This is a genomic window from Pseudomonas sp. RL (assembly GCF_000647775.1).
Classification (GTDB): Bacteria; Pseudomonadota; Gammaproteobacteria; order Pseudomonadales; family Pseudomonadaceae; genus Serpens; species Serpens flexibilis.
On the sequence record NZ_JBOY01000004.1, the window covers coordinates 87,123 to 107,120 of the forward strand.

A 19,998-nucleotide genomic window follows, 5' to 3' on the forward strand; every position below is an offset into this window, starting at 1 on the left:
GGTCACTCCCGTCGAAACCCGCCGAGCAGATCGATCGGCAGGGGAAAAATGATCGTGGAGTTTTTGTCCACGGCGATCGAGCTCAGGGTCTGCATGTAGCGCAGCTGCATGGCGCCGGGCTGGCGGGCCAGCACCTCGGCGGCCTGCATGAGTTTTTCCGAGGCCTGCAATTCGCCCTCGGCGTGGATGACCTTGGCGCGCCGCTCCCGTTCGGCCTCGGCCTGTCGGGCGATGGCGCGCACCATGGATTCGTCCAGGTCGACGTGCTTGATCTCCACATTGGAGACCTTGATGCCCCAGGCGTCGGTCTGCGCATCGAGCACCTGCTGGATATCAGTGTTGAGCTGCTCGCGCTCGGCCAGCATGTCGTCCAGCTCGTGCTTGCCGAGTACCGAGCGCAGGGTGGTCTGCGCCAGCTGGCTGGTGGCGGCGTGGTAGTCCTCGACCTGGATGATCGCCTTCTGCGCATCCAGCACCCGGTAGTAGATGACGGCGTTGACCTTCACCGAGACGTTGTCGCGGGAGATCACGTCCTGGGTCGGCACATCCAGCACCAGGGTACGCAGGTCGACGCGCACCATCTGCTGCAGGCCGGGAATCACCAGGATCAGCCCCGGCCCCTTGACCTTCCAGAAGCGGCCTAGCTGGAACACCACGCCACGCTCGTACTCGCGCAGGATACGGAACGCCGACAACACCAGCGCGACCAGCAGCATCAGCAGCACGCCGAAGCTGAATGAATAACCCATCATGGTTCCACCTCCTGGTCGGGACTTACCCGCAACGTCAGACCGTCGCGCGCCAGCACCTGCACCCGTTGCCCGACCTGTAGCGGTTCGCCGCTGCGCACCTGCCAGCGCTCACCCTGCAGGCTCACCCAGCCTTGGCGAGGGTCGTTCTCCAGCGCGTCGACGCGCGCCAGACTGCCCACCAGCCCCGCGTCGCCGGCCACCTGGCGCTGCCGGCGGGCGCGCAGCGCCATGCCGAGGATCGCCAGCATCAACGCGGCACTGGCGGCCGCGGTGACCAGGATCACCGACAACGGGATACCAAAGCCGGGCACCTCGGTGTCGATGAGGATCAGCGCGCCGAACACGAACGCCGCGATGCCGCCGAAACCGAGCACGCCGAAGCTGGGCAGGAACGCCTCGGCGGCCATGCACACCAGCCCGAGCAGGATCAGCGCCACGCCGGCATAGTTCACCGGCAACAGCTGCAGGGCATAGAGGCCGAGGATCAGGCAGATGCCGCCCATCACTCCGCCGATGCCGGTGCCCGGGCTGGAGAACTCGAAGATCAGCCCGTAGATGCCGATCATCATCAGCACCAGCGCCACGCTGGGATTGGTGATCACGGAGAGGATGCGCGTCCGCCAGTCTGGCTGGTGCGCTTCCAGGGGCGCGCCCGCGGCAGCCAGGCTGCGCGGCCCGGCGGCGGTCTGCAGGGTCTTGCCGTCCAGCTGGGCGAGCAGGCCCGGCAGATCGGCGGCCAGGTAATCGATGACCTTCAGCTTCAGGGCTTCCTCGGCGGCCAGGCTGGCCGCCTCGCGCACCGCCTGCTCGGCCCACTCGGCATTGCGCCCGCGCAGCTGCGCCAGGCCGCGGATGTAGGCGGCGGCGTCGTTGACCTGCTTGCGGGTCATGGCGTCGTCCGGCTTCTGTGCCTGCTCGCCTTCGGGAGACGGCTGTTGCGGCGGCCCGCCCGGCGCACCGCCCACCGCCACCGGGGTGGCCGCGCCCAGGTTGGTGCCCGGCGCCATGGCGGCCACATGACTGGCGTAGAGGATGTAGGTGCCGGCGCTGGCGGCCCGCGCGCCGCTGGGCGCGACGTAGCTGGCCACCGGCACCGGGCTGGCGAGGATCGCCTTGATGATGTCGCGCATGGAGCTGTCCAGTCCGCCGGGCGTGTCGATGCGCAGCACCACCAGTTGCGCGCCCTGCTCGGCAGCGCGGGCCAGGCCACGTACCAGGTAGTCGGCGCTGGCCGGACCGATCACCCCCTCGACGCTCAGCACCCACACGGGTGCCGGGACGGCCTGGGCCAGCCCGGCGGACAGCACCAGCAACATGCCGAGCAGCATGCGTCGCACGGCAATACCTCCTGGCAGGGATCGGTCTGCTCAGGATAGACGAGGGCCGCCAGGGGGCTGGCTCGCTGCCGCGATGAAGGCGATCCTGCGGCGTGCCGCCTGGCTCCCCTCTCCCTGGATGGGAGAGGGGAGCCAGCCCGTGGGGATCCACGCCCCAGCACCCACCCATCAGCGGTGTCACGTCAGCGGCCAATTCGCTACTCTGGCCGCGTTCCCGTCGTAGCGGAGCCTTCGATGCCCTCGCCGTCCCTTCGTCATTCCCTGCAGCGCCTGTGGAGTACCGACACCCTCGCCTACAGCCTGCGCGTGTTCATCGCGCTGGCCGGCGCCATGCTGGTCGGCCTGCTGGAAGGCCGCCTGGACCTGGTGATCCCGCTGTTCCTCGGGGTGATCGCCAGCGCGCTGGCGGAAACCGACGACAACTGGCTGGGCCGCCTGCAGGCGGTGGCGGTGACGCTGCTGTGCTTCGCCGTGGCGGCCTTCTCGGTGCAGCTGCTGTTCCTGCATCCCTGGCTGTTCGTCAGCGGGCTGGCGGTCGCCACCTTCGCACTGACCATGCTCGGCGCGGTCGGCCCGCGCTACGCGACCCTCGGCTGGGCGACGCTGATCCTGGCCATCTACACCATGATCGGCGTGGAACAGCGCGGCGGAGTACCCGGCAGCTTCTGGCACGAACCGCTGCTGCTATTGGCCGGCGCGGCCTGGTACGGCGCGCTGTCGGTGCTGTGGGCGGCGCTGTTCGTGCACCAGCCGGTTCAGCAGGGCCTGGCGCGGCTGTTCGAGGAGCTGGGCCTGTACCTGAAGATCAAGAGCAGCCTGCTCGAGCCGCTGCGCCAGCTGGATGTCGAGGAGCGTCGCCTGGAGCTGGCGCGGCAGAACGGGCGGGTGGTCAACGCGCTGAACCAGGCCAAGGAGATCCTGCTGCACCGCTTCGCCAACGGTCGGCCCTCGGCGCGCCTGAGCCGCTACCTGCGCCTGTACTTCACCGCCCAGGACATCCATGAACGGGCCAGCTCCTCGCACTACCCGTACAACGAGCTGGCCGAGGCGTTCTTTCACAGCGACGTCATGTTCCGCTGCCAGCGCCTGCTCAACCAGCAGGGCAATGCCTGCCGCACCCTGGGTCGGGCCATCCGCCTGCGCGAACCCTTCGACCACGGCGAAAGCCGCGCCGCGCTGGACGACCTGCAGGCCTCGCTGGCGCATCTGCGCGAACAGAACCGGCCGGAGTGGCGCAAGCTGCTGCGTTCGGTGAACGCACTGGCCAACAACCTGGAAACCCTGGAGCGCAAGCTGGCCGGCGCCAGCAACCCGGATGCCCTGGCCGACGAGCAGGATCCCAGCCTGTTCGACCGCTCGCCGCGCAGCCTGCGCGAAGCGCTGCAGCGTATCCGCCTGCAGCTGACGCCCACCTCGCTGGTGTTCCGCCATGCCCTGCGGCTGTCCATCGCGCTGTGCGCCGGCTACGGCATCCTGCACTGGATCGATCCGACCCAGGGCTATTGGATCCTGCTCACCACCCTGTTCGTCTGCCAGCCGAACTACGGCGCAACCCGCACGCGGCTGGTGCAGCGCATCCTCGGCACGCTGATCGGCCTGGTGTGTGGCTGGGCGTTGATCAGCCTGTTCCCCCAGGCGCTGCTACAGGCGTTCCTGGCGGTGATCGCCGGCGTGCTGTTCTTCGCCACCCGCGCCAGCCGCTACACCGTCGCCACGGCCGCCATCACCCTGCTGGTGCTGCTCAGCTTCAACCAGATCGGCGATGGCTACGGGCTGATCTGGCCGCGGCTGTTCGACACCCTGCTCGGCAGCCTGATCGCCATTGTCGCGGTGTTCCTGATCCTGCCGGACTGGCAGGGCCGACGCCTCGACCGCCTGCTGGCCAGCACGCTGACCAGCCATGCCGAATACCTGCGCGAAATCCTCGCCCAGTACGTGAGCGGCAAGCGCGACGACCTGGCCTACCGGGTGGCGCGACGCAACGCACACAACGCCGACGCGGCGCTGTCCACCACGCTGTCCAACATGCTCATGGAACCGGGGCACTTCCGCCGGGACACCGAGCAGGGTTTCCGCTTCCTGGTGGTCACCCACACCCTGCTGGGCTATCTGTCGGCGCTGGGCGCCCACCGCGCGCCGCTGGGCACGGATCAGGACGCGACCCTGCTGGAGGAGGCCGGCGCGCGCATCGTCGCGGCGCTGGAGGAGATTGCGGGGGGGCTGACCGGCAATTCGGTGCTGGCCGTGCACAACGAGGAAGAGCAGGCCCTGGCCGAACAACTGGAGCAGTTGCCGGACAGCCTGGATGACAATCACCGCCTGGTGCAGACCCAGCTGGCGCTGATCTGCCGGCAACTGGCCCGCCTGCGCACGCTGGGCAGCCACCTGCTCAAACGCGAACAGGCGGCCAGCGTGCGCCAGGGCGGGTGAGGCTCAGTCCTGGGCGGGGTTGGTGTTCATGTCGCTTTCCTCCGGCACACCGCTGGGTGTGGTGGGCGGCGGAGTGGGCGTGGTGGGCGGCGCCGGCTCGGCCGGCGGCGGAACCGGCTGGACCGGCTCGTTGGTCTGCGGGGCCGGGGTGGTATCGATCCGATCCTCTTCATCGGGACCACAGCCCACCAGCACGACACCGAGCAGCGCCGGCAGAATGAGATGCGCAAGACGCATGGGTTTACCTCCATGAACCTGGGGCCGGACTAGACCAGCCGGATTTTTTGCGGAAACGGCCCCGTTCACTACCGGGCCACGCTTGTCTGACTGCGAACGGCCGCGAGAGTGCCCGAGCCGCTGTCTACAGGAGCCGCTTCGGCCGCAACCCACCACCGTGCCGATCCGGTGGCGGCTCAACCCCCTCCCACGGCGATCTGCCAACCGCTTGGCTATGCTCCCGGGCCGATCCCCCGCGCAAGGACGCACCCATGCCCTCCCTTCGCCCGCTGCTCGCGGCGCTCAGCCTGTGCATGCCGCTCGCCCAGGCCTGCCCCGACTGGTCCGTCGAACGCGCCAAGGCCGAACTGCATCAGCTCGCCGACCAACTGGCGCAGTGGGACAGCGCCTATCACCGCGACGGTCGCTCACCCATTGCCGACGAGCTCTACGACCAGGCCAGCCAGCGCTTCGCCCGTTGGCGCGACTGCTTTCCGGAACAGGCGCCGCCCGCACCGCAGCCCCTGGCCGGGCTGGCTGGCCCCGTCGCCCACCCCGTGCCGCAGACCGGGTTAAGCAAGCTGGCGGACGATGAGATCGAGGGTTGGCTGGCCCGCCGCGAGGCAGTGTGGATTCAGCCCAAGGTGGATGGCGTGGCGGTCACCCTGGTGTACCGCGCCGGCCAGCTGGCACAGGCCATCAGCCGGGGCGACGGTCGGCATGGCCAGGACTGGACCCAGCGGGTACGCAAGCTGCCGGCCGTGCCGCAGCGCCTGCCGCAAGCGCTCGACGCCGTGCTGCACGGCGAGCTGTACTGGCGTGTGCCCGGTCATGTGCAGGCCGAACGCGGCGGCCAGGGCGCTCGGGCGCGGGTCGCCGGCCTGCTGGCCCGGCAGACGCTTGGCGCCGAGGAGGCTGCCGGCATCGGCCTTTTCGTCTGGGACTGGCCGGACGGCCCCGCCGATCCCGCGCAGCGACTGACCGGGCTGGAAAGCCTGGGATTCGCCGACAGCCCGGCCTTCAGCCATCGCGTCGCCGATACCGGCGAGGCGCGGCGCTGGCGGGAACACTGGTTCCGAAGCGACCTGCCCTTCGCCACCGATGGCGTGGTGTTGCGCCAGGCCGCACGCCCGCATGGCCAGCACTGGCAGGCGCAGCCGCCGAGCTGGGCGGCGGCCTGGAAATATCCAGCGCGCCAGGCGCTGGGCGAGGTGCGCGAGATCGAGTTCCGGATCGGGCGCAGTGGGCGCATCACGCCGCTGCTCCATCTGCAACCGACACGGCTGGATGACCGCAGCGTGCGCAAGGTCTCGGCCGGCTCGCTGTCGCGCTGGCGCTCGCTGGACATCCGACCCGGCGACCAGGTCGCCATCGGCCTGGCCGGCGGCAGCATCCCCCGGCTGGACGGCGTGGTCTGGCGCTCGCCGCTGCGGGAGGCGGTGGACGCGCCGGACATCACCGCCTACCACCCGCTGAGCTGCTGGCACCCGACGCCGGGCTGCGCAGGGCAGTTCCTGGCTCGCCTGGAATGGCTGTCGAGCCGGCAGGGGCTGGATCTGTCCGGGCTCGGCCCGGGCAGCTGGCGCGCGTTGCTGGAGGCCGGGCTCCTGGACCACGGACTGCTGGCCTGGATGCGCCTCGCACCCGGCGATCTTGCGCAGGTACCGGGCATACGGGCCAGGCCGTTACTGGAGGGCGCCGAACGGGCGCGCCGGCGCCCGCTCGAACGCTGGCTGATCGCACTCGGCATGCCGTCCGGCATTCAGCTGGCAGCGGAAGATGACTGGCGACGCCTGTCCAGCCGCTCGGAAGACGAGTGGCGGCGGCAAGCGGGACTGAGCGCGCAACGCGCCCGTCAGGCCCAGCGCTTTTTCCAGCATCCCGCCGTGCAGGCGCTGGCGGCGCAGTTGGCGGAAGCCGGTGTCAGCGGGTTCGCCGCGAGATCACAGCCGCCCCGGTGAGCAAGGTGACCCGCGCTAACAGCTCGCGAATGAATTCGCTCCCACGGAATTGCGCCGGTGGGAGCGGACTTGTCCGCGAGCTGTTGGTGCATCCACAGGTACTCAGTCGCGCTTGACCACCTTGGCCAGCACTACCTTGGGTCCCTTCATCTTCTTGACGATGATGCGCAGGCCGGAGGTTTCCAGGGCTTCCTCCTCCTCGGGCATGCGGTTGAGGGTTTCGTAGATCAGCCCGGCCAGGGTGTCCGCCTCGATGTGGTCCAGGTCGACGCCCAGCAGGCGCTCGATCTTGAACAGCGGGGTGTCGCCGCGCACCAGCAGCTTGCCCGGCTGGTAGGCCAGCACGCCGCGCTCGGCCTTGCGGTGTTCGTCCTGGATGTCGCCGACCAGGGCTTCCAGCACGTCCTCCATGGTCAGGTAGCCGATCACCTTGCCGTCGGCCTCCTCCACCAGGGCGAAGTGCACGCCGCCCTTGCGGAACTCCTCCAGCAGGGTGGTCAGCGGCATGTGCCGGGAGATGCGCTCCACCGGGCGGATCACCTCGTCCAGGTCCAGCTGCTGCGGCAGCTCGCCGAGGCGGGCCAGTTCCAGCAGCAGGTCCTTGATGTGCACCAGGCCGATGAACTCGCCGCTGGCCTCGTCGTACACCGGGTAGCGGCTGTACTTGTGGCGACGCAGGGTGCCGAACAGCTCCTCAAGCGGCGCGTTGCGCTTGATGTACACCAGGTCCTCGCGGGAGTTGGCCCAGTCGGCCACCTCGAGCTCGCCCATCTCCACCGCCGAAGCCAGCACGCGGATGTCCTGGTCGCTGGGGTCGTGGGCGCGACTGGAATGCAGGATCAGCTTCAGCTCGTCGCGGCTGTAGTGATGTTCGTGGTGCGGCCCCGGCTCGCCCTGGCCGGCGAAGCGCAGGATGGCGTTGGCGCTGGCGTTGAGCAGGAAGATCGCCGGGTACATGGCCCAGTAGAACAGGTACAGCGGCACCGCCGTCCACAGCGACAGCAGCTCCGGCTTGCGGATGGCCCAGGACTTGGGCGCCAGCTCGCCGACCACGATGTGCAGGTAGGAAATGATGAAGAAGGCGACCGCGAAGGCGGCGCCATGGATGACCACCGGGTTGGTCACGCCGAGGGCGGCGAACAGCGGTTCGAGCAGGTGCGCGAAGGCCGGCTCGCCGACCCAGCCCAGGCCCAGCGAGGCCAGGGTGATGCCCAGCTGGCAGGCCGACAGGTAGGCGTCGAGCTGGCGGTGCACGGTGCGCAGGATGTGTCCGCGCCAGCCATGCTGGCTGGCGATGGCCTCCACCTTGGTCGAGCGCAGCTTGACCATGGCGAATTCGGCGGCCACGAAGAAACCGTTGAGCAGAACGAGGAAGAAGGCGAACAGGACAAGGCCGAAATCGGCGAAGTAGGTGGAAACGCTGAGACTAGGGGAAGGGTCCATGGTGGTTCGGGTTGGCCAATGATTCGCGCAAGATGGCTATTCAGATGGGCTTTTTCAAGCCCGACGGTCAATCGGAGGCGCTTTGCGCCGTGTCGCGCACCCGCTGGGTCAGCGGAAAATGGCAGGTGAAGGTGCTGCCCTTGCCGGGCTGGCTGACGATTTCCAGTCGCCCGCGATGGCGCAGTAGCACATGCTTGACGATGGCCAGGCCGAGCCCTGTACCGCCGGTGTCGGCGGCACGGCTGGCGTCCACCCGGTAGAAGCGCTCGGTGAGGCGCGGGAGGTGCTTGGCTTCGATGCCAATGCCACTGTCGCGCACCGCCAGGTGCGCGCCCTGCTCGTCGCTCCACCACCGAACATGGATCTCACCGCCAGCCGGCGTGTACTTCACCGCGTTGAACACCAGGTTGGAGAAGGCGCTGCGCAGTTCGCTGTCGCAGCCCTTGAGCAGCAGGCCGGCCTCGGCCTCCAGGGAGATGCGGTGACCGCGCGTGCCGGACAGCGCCACGGCATCGGTGCGGATCGTCTGCAACAGGCGCTCGACCGCCACCGGCTGGTTCTCAGCCGGGTAATCGGTGGCCTCCAGACGCGCCAGCAGCAGCAGGTCGTCCAGCAGGTGCGACATGCGCGTGGCCTGCTGCTGCATCTGCTGCATGGGGCGCAGCCAGCGCGGCGCCAGGGTATCGGCATGGTCGAGCAGGGTTTCCAGGTAACCGCTGATCACCGTCAGCGGCGTGCGCAGTTCGTGGGAGACGTTGGCCACGAAGTCCTTGCGCATCTGCTCCAGCTGCTGCATGCGCGTCACGTCGCGCACCACCATCAGGTGCTCGCGCTGGCCATACAGGGTGATGAAGATCTGCAGGTGCAGGTTCGGGTCCACCGGCGAACGCAGACTCAGCGGCTCGGCGAACTCCTTGCGTTCGAAGTACTCCTTGAAGCGCGGGTGGCGCACCAGGTTGATCACCGGCTGGCCACTGTCCTGCGGACTCTTGAGGCCAAGCAGGCGGCTGCCGGCCGGGTTCCACCATTCCAGGTTGCCATCGCTGTCGAGCATCACCACCGCATCCTGCAGGGCGGTGGTGGACTGCTGGGCACGATCGATCACCGCCTGCAGCCGCTCGCGGGCCTCGCGGTTGCGGCGTTGCAGCAGGTAGATGCGGTCGTAGAGCGCTTCCCACAGGCCGCGCGCCTCGGGCACCTCGTCGCGGGGATTGGCGTTTTCCAGCCAGCGCTGCAGACGCAGCAGGTCACGCAGTACCCAGGCCAGATAGGCGGCCAGGCACAGCGCCAGGCTCCAACCCCAGGCGCCGCTGATCAGGCCGAGCAACAGGGTCGCCGCCAGCAGCAGCAGGCCGTGGCGCAACAGCACAGCGGCAGGATTGGCTTTCACATTCAGGCTCGGGTGGAGAAACGGTAGCCGGTGCCGCGCACCGTCTGGACCAGCGACTCGTAGTCGCTGCCCAGCGCCTTGCGCAGCCGGCGGATATGCACGTCGACGGTACGCTCTTCCACATACACATTGCCACCCCAGACCTGGTCCAGCAGTTGGCCACGGGTATAGGCGCGCTCCTGGTGGGTCATGAAGAACTGCAGCAGGCGGTACTCGGTGGGTCCCATCTCGGCCGCGCGACCATCGATGGTCACCCGGTGGCTGACCGGGTCCAGGCGCAGGCCGCCCACCTCGATGGGCGTCTCGTCGTCATCCGCGCCGGTGCGACGCAGCACGGCCTTCAGGCGCGCCACCAGCTCGCGGGGCGAGAACGGCTTGGTGATGTAGTCGTCGGCGCCGACCTCCAGGCCCTGCACCTTGTTGTCCTCTTCGCCCTTGGCGGTGAGCATGATGATCGGCGTGGCGGCGGTCAGCTCGTCGCGCTTCAGGCGCCGCGCCAGTTCGATGCCCGAGGTCCCGGGCAGCATCCAGTCGAGCAGGATCAGGTCCGGCTTGCGATCGACGATCAGGCTGTGCGCCTGCTGGCTGTCGGCCGCTTCCAGACACTGGTAGCCGGCCATCTCCAGCGCCACCGCGATCATCTCGCGGATCGGCGCCTCGTCATCGACGATCAGAATGGTCTTGCCTGCCATGGTTTCCCTATGCGATTCCGGTCAATGCCGGGCATTAGATAACGGAATTGTTGCAGCGGTGTGACAGGTGAGTGGCGCGCCGTGCGTCGGACGCTCCCGGCAAACAGCCGTCGCAGGCACTCCAACCGGATGAATATCGCGAGGGGTACCTGCCATGAAAATGCCGATCCCGTTATTCAGCGCTGTCGTCGCACTGACGCTGCTTTCCGGCCTGACCCACGCCCAGGCGCCCGCCACGGTCCAGGATGATCGCCTGGTCGACCCGCAGGGCATGACGCTCTACACCTACGGCAAGGACAGCGAGGGGCAGTCCAACTGCACCGAGCAATGCGCGGACATCTGGCCACCGCTGATCGCCGCGGAAGGCGCACAGCCGAGCGGCAAATGGAGCCTTGTCACCCGCCAGGATGGCACGATGCAATGGGCCTACGACGGCAAGCCGCTGTACACCTACGCCAAGGACAAGCAGCCCGGCGACACCACCGGCGACACGCTGATGGGCGTCTGGCATGTGGCCAAGCCGTAGGCCGTCGTGAAACGCCTGTGGGAGCGGAGCGGACTTGTCCCCCAGGCTGCGGTGGCGCCGGCGCAAAAGCATCGCCTGAAGCCCCTCCCGCAGGCTCCCGGGCCATGGGAGGCGCTAGCGCAGCAGGTAATCCACCACCACGCCGAGGAAGATCGCCAGCCCGGCCCAGTGGTTGTGCAGGAAGGCCTGGAAACACACCAGCGGCTCACGGTTGCGGGTGCGCCAGAACTCCCAGAGGAAGCAGGCCAGCGCCACGCCCAGGCCGAGGTGGAAATACAGGCCGAGCCCGAAACGCGCGCCGGCCAGCAGCAGGAACACTAGCGACAGGCACTGCAGGGTGAAGATGATCAGCCGGTCAGCCTCGCCGAACAGGATGGCGGTCGAGCGCACGCCGATCTTCAGGTCGTCCTCGCGGTCGGCCATGGCGTAGTAGGTGTCGTAGCCGACGGTCCACACCACGTTGGCGATGAACAGCACCCAGGCCTCCGGCGGCAGCACGCCGCGCTCGGCGGTGAAGCACATGAGGATGCCCCAGGAGTACGCGGCGCCGAGCACCACCTGCGGGTAGTAGGTGTAGCGCTTCATGAACGGGTACAGCGCGGCCACCGCCAGGGCGCCGAACGACAGCCACACGGTGACGGCGTTGGTCAACAGCACCAGGCCGAAACTCAGCGCCACCAGCACGGCGAACAGCAGCCAGGCTTCCTTTACCCGCACCTTGCCGGCGGCCAGCGGCCGGGTACGGGTGCGTGCCACATGGCCGTCGAAGTTGCGGTCGGCGAAGTCGTTGATCACGCAGCCGGCCGAGCGCATGAGGATCACGCCCAGGGTGAAGATGGCCACGTGGGCGACACTCGGCGCACCCTCGCCGGCAATCCACAGCGCCGCCAGGGTCGGCCAGAGCAGCAGGTAGATGCCGATCGGCTTGTCCAGGCGCATCAGCTGGACGAAGTCCCAGGCGCGGGGATGCAGGCGATTGAACGATTGCAGCAGCTGCGTGTACATGGGTTCTCCGGTGACTAGGGGTTGCCGTCGGCGGCGCGTACCGCCCGCCAGTGCGGCGGCAGGAAGATCTCGGCGACCAGCACGCCGACCGAACCGCGCTGGAAGCAGGAGCGCCGCGCCCAGAGTCCGGCCTGAGCCGCCTCGGCGGGCAGCCAGGCGGGCGGGTAGTGGCAGATCTCGAAGGGGCTGCGCCCGAAGGCCTTGTCGCTGAACAGCAGATGGCCCAGCGGGCGCTTGCCCAAGTGCTGCAGGTCCAGCTCCAGCGCCTGCAGTGCCTCGCGGCTGGCCACGCTGCGGGCGAACACCCAGGGCTCGCCGTGCCCGCAAAGATAGACCTCGCGCACCCACCCGGTGCTGCCGGGCGCCAGGCCCAGCACGGCGCATTCGTCGTCGCGCAACCCGTGCCAGCCTTCCAGCAGCGGGCGCACGGAAAAATCGCCGCCGGCGAGGGTGGTCAGGCGCAGGGTCAGGGAGCCCGGCTCGAACAGCCAGTCCCGCACGCTGGCATCGAGCGGGGCGGCCAGGCAATCGGCGGTCAGCCAGGGAGAAAGGTCGGACACGATTGAATCGGCAGTTGGGGTACGAAGGCCGGCAGTCTACCGCACCCTACCAAGGAAAGGGTCCGCCACCCTTGGCGCATCGCGGTGCTTGGGATAGCGTGCCGGTTCGTGGCAACCCAGCGAGACAATGCAGATGAAGACCTGGCAATGCGCGGTATGCGGACTGATCTATGACGAAGCCAAGGGCTGGCCCGAAGACGGCATCGCCCCCGGCACCCCCTGGGCACAGGTGCCCGAGGATTGGGTATGCCCCGACTGCGGGGTCAGCAAGAGCGACTTCGTGATGATGGAAGTGGCCTGATGGCGCAACCCAAACCCGTGGTGATAGTCGGCACCGGGCTGGCCGGCTACGGCCTGGCCCGGGAGTTTCGCAAGCTCGATGTGCAGACCCCGCTGCTGCTGATCAGCGCCGACGACGGCCGTTCCTATTCCAAGCCGATGCTCTCCACCGCCTTCGCCAAGGGCCAGGATGCCGAGGCGCTGGTGATGGCCGAACCGGGCGCGCTGGCCGAGCAGTTGCATGCCGAGATCCGCACCCACACCCGAGTGACCGCCATCGACCCGCAGGCCCGCCGCCTGTGGCTGGATGCCGAGCCCGTCGACTACCGCGACCTGGTGCTGGCGCTGGGTGCCGAGTGCGTGCGGGTACCGGTGGATGGCGATGCCACCGGGCGCATTCTCACCGTCAACGACCTGGAGGACTACGCACGCTTTCGCGCCGCGCTGAAGGGCAAACGGCGGGTGCTGATCCTCGGCGCCGGGCTGATCGGCTGCGAGTTCGCCAACGACCTGCGCCTGGGTGGTTACGAGGTGGACCTGGTCGGTCTGTCCGAGCAACCGATGCCGGAACTGCTGCAACCGGCGCTGGGCGACGCTCTGAGCGATGCGCTGCGGCAGCTCGGCGTGGGCCTGTATCTGGGCCGCACGCTGGCCAGCCTGAACCAGGCCGGCGACGGCCTGCAGGCGCTGCTGTCCGACGGGACGCGCCTGGACTGCGACCTGGTGCTTTCGGCGATAGGCCTGCGCCCGCGCACCGCGCTGGCCCAGGCGGCAGGCCTGGCCACTGGGCGCGGCATCCGTGTCGACCGGCAGCTGCGCAGCTCCGCACCGCACATCTATGCGCTGGGCGATTGCGCCGAGGTCGAAGGCCTCAACCTGCTTTACGTGATGCCGCTGATGGCCGGCGCTCGCGCCCTGGCCCGCACGCTGGCGGGCGAGCCGAGCGAGGTGCGCTACGGCCCCATGCCGGTGACGGTCAAGACCCCGGCTTGTCCGCTGGTGGTGGCGCCGCCGCCCCCGGGCCGCACCGGCGAGTGGCAACTGGAGGGCGAGGGCCTCGACTGGCGCGCGCTGTGTCGCGATGCCGACGGCACCCTGCTGGGTTACGGCCTGAGTGGAGAGGCCGTGCAGGGGCGTCTGGCACTCAACCGGGAACTGCCGTCGCTGCTCGATTGAGGCGCGCCGCACGACGTTCCGTCGGTTCTGGGCAGCGGTTGGCACCTCAGGCGACGTTCGAGGACTGGCGTGGCCCGTGGGCACATGCCATCCTCGAAGTGACTGCCGCGGGCTAGAGCCCCCGCAGCACGGGGCGCTGTTCACCCGAACAGCACGGACACAACAACAAGAACAACAATGACACCGTCGAAGAGGCATCACTTTATGCGCAAACCGGAACTCGCCGCCGCCATCGCGGACAAGGCCGATCTCACCCGCGAGCAGGCCAATCGTGTGCTCAACGCCGTCCTGGAAGAAATCACCGATGCGCTGAACCGCAAGGAAAGCGTCACCCTGGTCGGCTTTGGCACCTTTGTGCAACGCCACCGGGGCGCCCGCACCGGCAAGAATCCGCAAACCGGTGAACCCGTGAAGATCAAGGCAAGCAACACCGTGGCGTTCAAACCCGGAAAGTCGCTACGCGACGCCATCAACTGATCGCTACACGGCCCGCCTGCCTGGCGGGCCGTTGTTTGCATTTTTCTACACAAGTTCGGCTGCTGGGGCGTTATTTGGCCGCTAGAATCGCGCGCTTAACAACAATTACCCCCTTTCGAGGCCGCGATGAAATTTCGTTTTCTACTCTGGATGCTGGGCCGCCTGATGAACAAGGCCAGCCACACCAACCCCGAGTTCCAGCAGCAGCTGGCCGAGAAGGACCTGGTGTTCCAGTTGCACACCCTGGATGGCCGGGTGGCCCGCCATTTCATCGTCAAGGATCAGCGGATCACCAGCAAACGCGGACCCGCCACTCAGCCGGCCTTCGCCCTGGGCTTTCGTGACGCGGCCTACGGCTTTGCCACCCTCACCGCCAAGAACAAGCAGCTGGCCTTCATGAAGGGCATCCAGGACAAGGACATCCAGATCCAGGGCAATCCGATGCTGGTGATGTGGTTCCAGGGGCTGACCAAGTACCTGAAGCCGAAGAAGAAGGCCTGATCCCGACACTGGCCGGCTACTGAACCGCGGTCTAACGCGGACACACCTTCCTTTCCACTCTCCCGGCGCGCCGCGGCGGCCAGAACAGCGCTGACTGCCCTACGGGGCAGCCCTACTCCTGCGGCTCGTCGTCTCGCGACTGCTGGAACTGGCTGGCCATTTCGCGCAGCGCCGCTTCGGCGCGCAGCACCTTCTGCAAGGCATCCTCGGCCTGCTCGGCCGTGATGCCCAGGCGCTGATAGAGCGCCTCGGGGATCGGCTGCTCCAGGCCATGGCCGATCTTCTGGCCGCGCAGCAGGTTGACCGCCAGGTACACCAGATTGGCGTAGGCGCAGTGCGGCCCGGCGTAATCCGGGTCGTTCTGGAAGCGCAGCGCGGTGAAGATCTCTTCCTGCATCTCCCAGTTACGCATCATCCAGCTGCCGATCTGCTCGCGGGTAATGCCCAGCAGATGCTGCTCGATGTGGCCGTGCCAGAGGTGCGGGTTGGTTTCCAGGTGCTGGCAGATCAGGTTGAAGTGCGGCGGGAAGATATGCGCCAGCAGCAGGTAGCCGAAGTTGTGCAGTAGCCCGCCGAGATAGGCCAGGCCGGTTTCCGGACGCTGGCCGGCAGGAATCATCCGGGTCAGCCCCTCGATCAGCGCGGCGGTATAGATCGCCTGCTGCCAGTAGGGCGTGTTCTGCTGGTTGGGATCACTGAGCTGGCTCAGGTGGCGCCCCAGGGCCAGGCCGAGCGCCAGGTTGATCACCAGGTCGAAGCCGAGCACACGGATGATCGCTTCTTCCACCGAACGCACCTTGCCGGGCGCGGCATACAGCGGCGAGCTCGCCCAGCGCATCACCTGCGCGGCCAGCGCCGGATCGGTTTCCACCACCGAGGTGATGTCTTCGATGGTGGCATTCGGGTTGGCGCGCAGCTTGATGATGCGCTGCGCGGTGCGGGTCAGCGGCGGAATCTCCATGGTCTCGCCGAGACGCTGCTGGATGCGGCGGGCGGTAAAGGTCTTCACCGCCTGATCGATTTCGCTGCTGTCGTCGCCCGGTCGGTCGAGGTTCGGGCGGATGTTGCCCAGGGGTTCACCGAAGCGGCCGGGACGCGCCTTGGCCAGCAGCATCTGGAAATGCTCGCGGCCGATCTCCAGCAGCAACCCCGGGGCGCCCGACTCGATCAGCAGCACCGGTTGCTCCAGCAGACGCTCGTCGTACAGACAGGGAGAGCTGGTAATCGCCGGCAGCGCCGGCAGGCAGCCCAGGCCATGACGGCTGAGCATGCGCTTGAGGCGCTCCGGGCGCACCGGGCCCAGTTGCCGCTCGCTGAAGGCGGCCAGGCGCTTGAGATCGAGCAGCTGGTTACGCGGATACAGCACCAGGGCGGCGCCCAGGTTGTCTTCCAGCAGCACGGCCTGGATACGCTGTGCCGGCGGAATACCCGGCTCCTCGGGTCGGGTGCGCAAGGGTACGGCCAGGCGGCGCAGCAGCTGCTGGATCAATAAGGGAGCGGTCGAAGGCTGTTCGGCCGGGACGATGGTGCACTCGTTCATGGGTACATCCGGGTCTGAAACGGGTGTTTGCAAGGCATATCGGCGCTGCCTCGGATTTCCCAAGGGTGGCCAATCACAAAATTGTCACACCTGGCCGTACTGCTGGCCGTGCCGCAGCCAGCGCGACAGCAGGGGGCCCACATGCTGCGGCCAGCGCGCCAGCAGCTGTTGCGCAGCCTCACGCACCGCCGGCAACAGGTCGGCGTCACGCATCAGGTCGGCAACCTTGAACTGCAGCAGGCCGGTCTGCCGGGTGCCGAGCATCTCGCCGGGACCGCGCAGCTCCAGATCCTTCTCGGCGATCAGGAAGCCGTCGGTGGTCTCGCGCATGATCGCCAGTCGCTCACGGCCCAGCTGCGATAGCGGCGCATGATAGAGCAGGACGCAGTGGCTGACTGCACTGCCCCGACCGACGCGACCGCGCAGCTGGTGCAACTGGGCGAGTCCCAGACGCTCGGGGTTCTCGATGATCATCAGGCTGGCGTTGGGCACATCCACGCCCACTTCGATCACCGTGGTGGCTACCAGCAACTGGATGTCACCCGCCTTGAACGCCTCCATCACCGCCGCCTTCTCGGCCGGCTTCATGCGCCCGTGGATCAGGCCGACACGCAGCTCGCCCAGCGCGGCGGACAGTTCTTCGTAGCTGGTCTGCGCCGCCTGGCAGGTCAGTTCCTCGGATTCCTCGATCAGCGTGCACACCCAGTAGGCCTGGCGTCCTTCGTGGCAGGCCGCGCGCACCCGCTCGATGACTTCCGGGCGGCGGCTGTCGGCGATGGCCAAGGTGTTCACCGGCGTGCGGCCGGGCGGTAGCTCGTCGAGGATCGAGGTGTCCAGGTCGGCGTAGGCGCTCATCGCCAGGGTGCGCGGGATCGGCGTGGCGGTCATGATCAGCTGGTGCGGACACAGCCGGCCATCCACGCCCTTCTGGCGCAGCGCCAGGCGCTGCTGCACACCGAAGCGGTGCTGCTCGTCGATGATCACCAGCGCCAGCTTGGCGAAGCGTACCTCGTCTTGGAACAGCGCATGGGTGCCAACCACCATCGGGCAGCCGCCGGCGATCCGCTCCAGCGCGGCGGCGCGCGCCTTGCCCTTGAGCTTGCCGGCCAGCCAGGCGACGTCGATGCCCAGTGGCTCGAACCAGCGGCTGAAGTTGAGAAAGTGCTGCTCGGCGAGAATTTCGGTGGGCGCCATCAGGGCCACCTGGTAGCCGGCTTCCAGCGCCTGCAGGGCCGCCAGCGCGGCGACCACCGTCTTGCCGGCGCCCACGTCACCCTGCACCAGGCGCAGCATGGGTTCAGGTTGCGCCAGGTCGTAGGCGATCTCCGCGCCGACGCGGCGTTGCGCACCGGTGGGCGCGAAACCCAGACCCTGCAGATACAACTCCGGCAGGCGCGTGGCCGGCGGCAGCGCCGGGGCCTGTTGGGCGCGAATGCTCTCGCGCAGGCGCTGCAGGGATAGCTGGTGGGTGAGCAGCTCCTCGAAGGCCAGGCGCTGCTGTGCCCAGTGCTGGCCCTCGGCCAGTTCATGCAGGTCGGCATCCGGCGGCGGGCGGTGCAGGTAGCGGATCGCCTCGGCCAGCGGGCCGAGCCGGTATTCCTCGGCCAGCTCCGCCGGCAGCCAGTCGGGCAGGCTGTTGGGGCCGAGCCGCGCCAACGCCTGCTCGCTCAGGGTACGCAGGCGCTGCTGGGTCAGGCCTTCGGTGGTTGGATAGATGGGGGTAAGCGTCTGCTCGACCGGCGCCGGCTCGGCGCCGCTCATGGCGCGGTATTCCGGATGGTAGATTTCCAGGCCGGTGGCCCCGGGGCGCACCTCGCCATAACAGCGCAGTGGAGTGCCGCGTTTGAGGCCGTCCTTCTGCGCCTGGCTGAAATGGAAGAAGCGCAGGCTCAGCGTGCCGCTGCCATCCTGCAGGCGCACCAGCAGGCTGCGCCGCCGGCCCATGACCACATCCGCGCCGGCCACCACGCCCTCGACCACCGCATCCTGGCCGGGACGCAGGGCGCCGATCGGCGTGACACGGGTGCGGTCCTGGTAGCGCAACGGCAGGTGGAACAGCACGTCCTGGAGATTTTCCAGGCCGACCTTGGCCAGCTTCTCCGCCAGCGCCGCACCCACCCCCTTGAGGGCCGTGACCGGGACCTGCGCCAGTTCGCTCATGCGGGTTCGGCGGTGCCCAGCGCTTGTGGCCGGGCCACCGAACACAGGCGGATGGAATCGGCCAGCACCTCGATGGCCTTCGGCCGCGGGAAGCTGGCGCGCCAGGCGATGGCCACGGTGCGGAAGGGCACCGGCGGTGTCAGCGGCCGGGTCTCCAGTACGCCCGGCGCGTAGTGGTGGCTCTCCACCGCCGAGAACGGCAGCACCGAGACACCCAGCCCTGAGGCCACCATGTGGCGGATGGTCTCCAGCGAGCTGGATTCCACCGTGGTGTGTTGCGCGGCATCGCCCTTGCGGCTGGTCGGGCAGGCTTCCAGCACCTGGTCGCGGAAGCAGTGCCCCTCGCCCAGCAGCAGCAGACTCTTGTCGTTGAGCTGCTCGGCGTCGATGGTGGCGCGCGCGGTCCAGGGATGCGCGGCCGGCATCAGCACGTAGAAAGGCTCGTCGTACAGCGGCTTGGTCAGCACATCGGCTTCCTGGAACGGCAGCGCGATGATGATCGCGTCCAGCTCGCCGGTGCGCAGCTTGTCGCGCAGCACGTGGGTGAAGTTTTCCTCGATGTACAGCGGCATGTCCGGGGCGACCCGGTGCAGTTGCGGAATCAGGTGCGGGAACAGGTAGGGGCCGACGGTATAGATGGCACCGACCTTGAGCGGTGCGGCCAACTGGTTCTTGCCGGCCTGGGCCAGTTCGCGGATGCCCTGGGCCTGCTCGAGCACCTTCTGGGCCTGGGCGACGATGCCCTCGCCTACTGGCGTGAGCCGCACCGCGCTCTTGCTGCGTTCGAAGATCAGTACGCCCAGCTCGTCCTCGAGCTTCTTGACGCCCACCGAAAGCGTCGGCTGGCTGACGTGGCAGCGTTCGGCGGCGCGCCCGAAGTGCTGCTCCTGGGCGAGGGTGACGATGTAGCGCAGTTCAGTGAGCGTCATAGCGGAATTCCATTGGGCTGGCCGCAAGCATAGCGGCTGCCTTGCATGGAACCAAGAGACGCCCGCCAATGGACTGCGACCCTTAGCCGCGCTCCAGCGAGTAGACGAACGGCGCGATCACTTCCAGGCTGCCATTCTTCAGCAACTCCGCGGGCGGCGCGGGCAGCGGCTGGGCACGCCGGATCATCTGCAGCGTGGCGCGATCCAGCGAACGGCTGCCGGAACCGGCAAGCACCTGGTGGTCGAGCACCCGGCCGCGACCGTCGATGACCATGCGCACCTTCACCGTGCCTTCCTGACCGCGCTGGCGCGCATCGTGCGGGTAGCGCTTGTGACGGTTCAGGTGCCCGAGCAGCAGGCTTTCCCAGGTGGGCTGACCCTGCGCGACCTGACTACTGGCCGACTGGGCGGCTGAGGCTTCCGGCGCGCGCGCCTGCTGGCTGGGCTGGGCGGGGGGCACGTCCTCGGCCGGCTTCGGTTCAGGCGTGGGCTCCGGTTTGGGTTCCGGCTTCGGCTCGGGCTTCTTCGGCTTGGGCGGCTTCGGCCTGGGCTTGGGTTTCGGCGGCGGCGGTGGCGGCAGCTCGATTTCCGGCTCCGGCGCCTCGACGCGCTTGGGCTGCTCGA

The 19,998-nt window shown here is 68.3% G+C and carries 19 protein-coding genes; 7 read left to right on the forward strand and 12 right to left on the reverse strand.

Annotated features, from left to right (window positions below; genetic code table 11):
• Nucleotides 1-2 precede the first annotated feature (2 nt).
• On the reverse strand, nt 3-752 hold the full coding sequence (locus tag AS93_RS0101280; RefSeq protein ID WP_162172907.1) for a slipin family protein: 750 nt from the start codon (nt 750-752) through the stop codon (nt 3-5).
• Nucleotides 749-2,080: a nodulation protein NfeD gene (locus AS93_RS0101285; RefSeq protein ID WP_037008327.1), complete on the reverse strand. Its 1,332-nt coding sequence runs from the start codon at nt 2,078-2,080 to the stop codon at nt 749-751. Before AS93_RS0101285 ends, AS93_RS0101280 begins: the two co-directional genes overlap by 4 nt.
• Nucleotides 2,081-2,323: 243 nt before the next feature.
• Here AS93_RS0101285 and yccS point away from each other — a divergent pair, with 243 nt between their 5' ends.
• Nucleotides 2,324-4,519 (forward strand): YccS family putative transporter, encoded by a 2,196-nt coding sequence (yccS, locus tag AS93_RS0101290; RefSeq protein WP_027588888.1) that lies wholly within the window; start codon nt 2,324-2,326, stop codon nt 4,517-4,519.
• 3 nt (nt 4,520-4,522) lie between these two features.
• On the opposite strand, the gene AS93_RS18550 is transcribed toward yccS, so the two are convergent.
• On the reverse strand, nt 4,523-4,756 hold the full coding sequence (locus tag AS93_RS18550) for a hypothetical protein (RefSeq protein WP_037008330.1): 234 nt from the start codon (nt 4,754-4,756) through the stop codon (nt 4,523-4,525).
• 251 nt (nt 4,757-5,007) lie between these two features.
• Between AS93_RS18550 and ligB the strand changes: the two genes are divergently transcribed.
• A complete protein-coding gene (gene ligB, locus AS93_RS0101300) occupies nt 5,008-6,696 on the forward strand; it encodes an NAD-dependent DNA ligase LigB (protein WP_027588889.1) in 1,689 nt (562 codons plus the stop codon).
• A 102-nt stretch (nt 6,697-6,798) separates the two neighbouring features.
• Here ligB and AS93_RS0101305 read toward each other — a convergent pair whose 3' ends face one another.
• The 3 genes from AS93_RS0101305 to phoB form a co-directional block, all read right to left on the reverse strand.
• Nucleotides 6,799-8,139, reverse strand: coding sequence for a hemolysin family protein (locus tag AS93_RS0101305; RefSeq protein ID WP_027588890.1), 1,341 nt, complete (start codon nt 8,137-8,139; stop codon nt 6,799-6,801).
• Nucleotides 8,140-8,206: 67 nt separating this feature from the next.
• Nucleotides 8,207-9,529, reverse strand: a complete 1,323-nt coding sequence (gene phoR, locus AS93_RS0101310) for a phosphate regulon sensor histidine kinase PhoR (RefSeq protein ID WP_037008332.1) — start codon at nt 9,527-9,529, stop codon at nt 8,207-8,209.
• Nucleotides 9,530-9,531: 2 nt separating this feature from the next.
• Nucleotides 9,532-10,221, reverse strand: a complete 690-nt coding sequence (gene phoB / locus AS93_RS0101315) for a phosphate regulon transcriptional regulator PhoB (RefSeq protein ID WP_027588892.1) — start codon at nt 10,219-10,221, stop codon at nt 9,532-9,534.
• 154 nt (nt 10,222-10,375) lie between these two features.
• On the opposite strand from phoB, the gene AS93_RS0101320 reads away from it, so the two are divergent.
• Entirely contained in the window at nt 10,376-10,747 is a 372-nt protein-coding gene (locus AS93_RS0101320) for a hypothetical protein (RefSeq protein WP_027588893.1), read from the forward strand.
• Between the two features lie 114 nt (nt 10,748-10,861).
• On the opposite strand, the gene ubiA is transcribed toward AS93_RS0101320, so the two are convergent.
• Together ubiA and AS93_RS0101330 are read right to left on the reverse strand one after the other, a co-directional pair.
• A complete protein-coding gene (gene ubiA / locus AS93_RS0101325; RefSeq protein WP_027588894.1) occupies nt 10,862-11,752 on the reverse strand; it encodes a 4-hydroxybenzoate octaprenyltransferase in 891 nt (296 codons plus the stop codon).
• Nucleotides 11,753-11,766: 14 nt separating this feature from the next.
• Nucleotides 11,767-12,291, reverse strand: a complete 525-nt coding sequence (locus AS93_RS0101330; protein ID WP_234703320.1) for a chorismate lyase — start codon at nt 12,289-12,291, stop codon at nt 11,767-11,769.
• Between the two features lie 154 nt (nt 12,292-12,445).
• Between AS93_RS0101330 and AS93_RS0101335 the strand changes: the two genes are divergently transcribed.
• The 4 genes from AS93_RS0101335 to AS93_RS0101350 all read left to right on the forward strand — a co-directional run bounded on the left by AS93_RS0101335 (nt 12,446) and on the right by AS93_RS0101350 (nt 14,745).
• Nucleotides 12,446-12,613: a rubredoxin gene (locus AS93_RS0101335; RefSeq protein WP_027588896.1), complete on the forward strand. Its 168-nt coding sequence runs from the start codon at nt 12,446-12,448 to the stop codon at nt 12,611-12,613.
• Nucleotides 12,613-13,767 carry an FAD-dependent oxidoreductase gene (locus AS93_RS0101340; RefSeq protein ID WP_037008334.1) on the forward strand — a complete coding sequence of 385 codons (1,155 nt, stop codon included), beginning with the start codon at nt 12,613-12,615 and terminating at the stop codon, nt 13,765-13,767. The genes AS93_RS0101335 and AS93_RS0101340 overlap by 1 nt, the downstream gene beginning before the upstream one ends.
• Before the next feature lie 204 nt (nt 13,768-13,971).
• On the forward strand, nt 13,972-14,244 hold the full coding sequence (locus tag AS93_RS0101345; protein ID WP_027588898.1) for an HU family DNA-binding protein: 273 nt from the start codon (nt 13,972-13,974) through the stop codon (nt 14,242-14,244).
• A 126-nt stretch (nt 14,245-14,370) separates the two neighbouring features.
• Nucleotides 14,371-14,745 carry a hypothetical protein gene (locus AS93_RS0101350; protein WP_027588899.1) on the forward strand — a complete coding sequence of 125 codons (375 nt, stop codon included), beginning with the start codon at nt 14,371-14,373 and terminating at the stop codon, nt 14,743-14,745.
• A 112-nt stretch (nt 14,746-14,857) separates the two neighbouring features.
• Here AS93_RS0101350 and AS93_RS0101355 read toward each other — a convergent pair whose 3' ends face one another.
• From AS93_RS0101355 to AS93_RS0101370, 4 genes are all read right to left on the reverse strand, one after another.
• Complete coding sequence (locus AS93_RS0101355; RefSeq protein ID WP_027588900.1) at nt 14,858-16,285, reverse strand: HDOD domain-containing protein; 1,428 nt, start codon at nt 16,283-16,285, stop codon at nt 14,858-14,860.
• Nucleotides 16,286-16,369: 84 nt separating this feature from the next.
• Complete coding sequence (recG, locus tag AS93_RS0101360) at nt 16,370-18,445, reverse strand: ATP-dependent DNA helicase RecG (protein WP_027588901.1); 2,076 nt, start codon at nt 18,443-18,445, stop codon at nt 16,370-16,372.
• Entirely contained in the window at nt 18,442-19,374 is a 933-nt protein-coding gene (locus AS93_RS0101365) for a hydrogen peroxide-inducible genes activator (RefSeq protein WP_027588902.1), read from the reverse strand. The genes recG and AS93_RS0101365 overlap by 4 nt, the downstream gene beginning before the upstream one ends.
• Before the next feature lie 82 nt (nt 19,375-19,456).
• The coding region (locus tag AS93_RS0101370) for an energy transducer TonB (protein ID WP_027588903.1) at nt 19,457-19,998 on the reverse strand (542 nt) is incomplete at its 5' end.

Bases quoted from the DNA above. Each gene is read 5' to 3' on its own strand.
- AS93_RS0101280 (WP_162172907.1), bottom strand. From the start codon at position 752: ATGATGGGTTATTCATTCAGCTTCGGCGTGCTGCTGATGCTGCTGGTC.
- AS93_RS0101285 (WP_037008327.1), bottom strand. From the start codon at position 2,080: ATGCTGCTCGGCATGTTGCTGGTGCTGTCCGCCGGGCTGGCCCAGGCC.
- yccS (WP_027588888.1), top strand. From the start codon at position 2,324: ATGCCCTCGCCGTCCCTTCGTCATTCCCTGCAGCGCCTGTGGAGTACC.
- AS93_RS18550 (WP_037008330.1), bottom strand. From the start codon at position 4,756: ATGCGTCTTGCGCATCTCATTCTGCCGGCGCTGCTCGGTGTCGTGCTG.
- ligB (WP_027588889.1), top strand. From the start codon at position 5,008: ATGCCCTCCCTTCGCCCGCTGCTCGCGGCGCTCAGCCTGTGCATGCCG.
- AS93_RS0101305 (WP_027588890.1), bottom strand. From the start codon at position 8,139: ATGGACCCTTCCCCTAGTCTCAGCGTTTCCACCTACTTCGCCGATTTC.
- phoB (WP_027588892.1), bottom strand. From the start codon at position 10,221: ATGGCAGGCAAGACCATTCTGATCGTCGATGACGAGGCGCCGATCCGC.
- AS93_RS0101320 (WP_027588893.1), top strand. From the start codon at position 10,376: ATGAAAATGCCGATCCCGTTATTCAGCGCTGTCGTCGCACTGACGCTG.
- ubiA (WP_027588894.1), bottom strand. From the start codon at position 11,752: ATGTACACGCAGCTGCTGCAATCGTTCAATCGCCTGCATCCCCGCGCC.
- AS93_RS0101335 (WP_027588896.1), top strand. From the start codon at position 12,446: ATGAAGACCTGGCAATGCGCGGTATGCGGACTGATCTATGACGAAGCC.
- AS93_RS0101340 (WP_037008334.1), top strand. From the start codon at position 12,613: ATGGCGCAACCCAAACCCGTGGTGATAGTCGGCACCGGGCTGGCCGGC.
- AS93_RS0101345 (WP_027588898.1), top strand. From the start codon at position 13,972: ATGCGCAAACCGGAACTCGCCGCCGCCATCGCGGACAAGGCCGATCTC.
- AS93_RS0101350 (WP_027588899.1), top strand. From the start codon at position 14,371: ATGAAATTTCGTTTTCTACTCTGGATGCTGGGCCGCCTGATGAACAAG.
- AS93_RS0101355 (WP_027588900.1), bottom strand. From the start codon at position 16,285: ATGAACGAGTGCACCATCGTCCCGGCCGAACAGCCTTCGACCGCTCCC.
- recG (WP_027588901.1), bottom strand. From the start codon at position 18,445: ATGAGCGAACTGGCGCAGGTCCCGGTCACGGCCCTCAAGGGGGTGGGT.
- AS93_RS0101365 (WP_027588902.1), bottom strand. From the start codon at position 19,374: ATGACGCTCACTGAACTGCGCTACATCGTCACCCTCGCCCAGGAGCAG.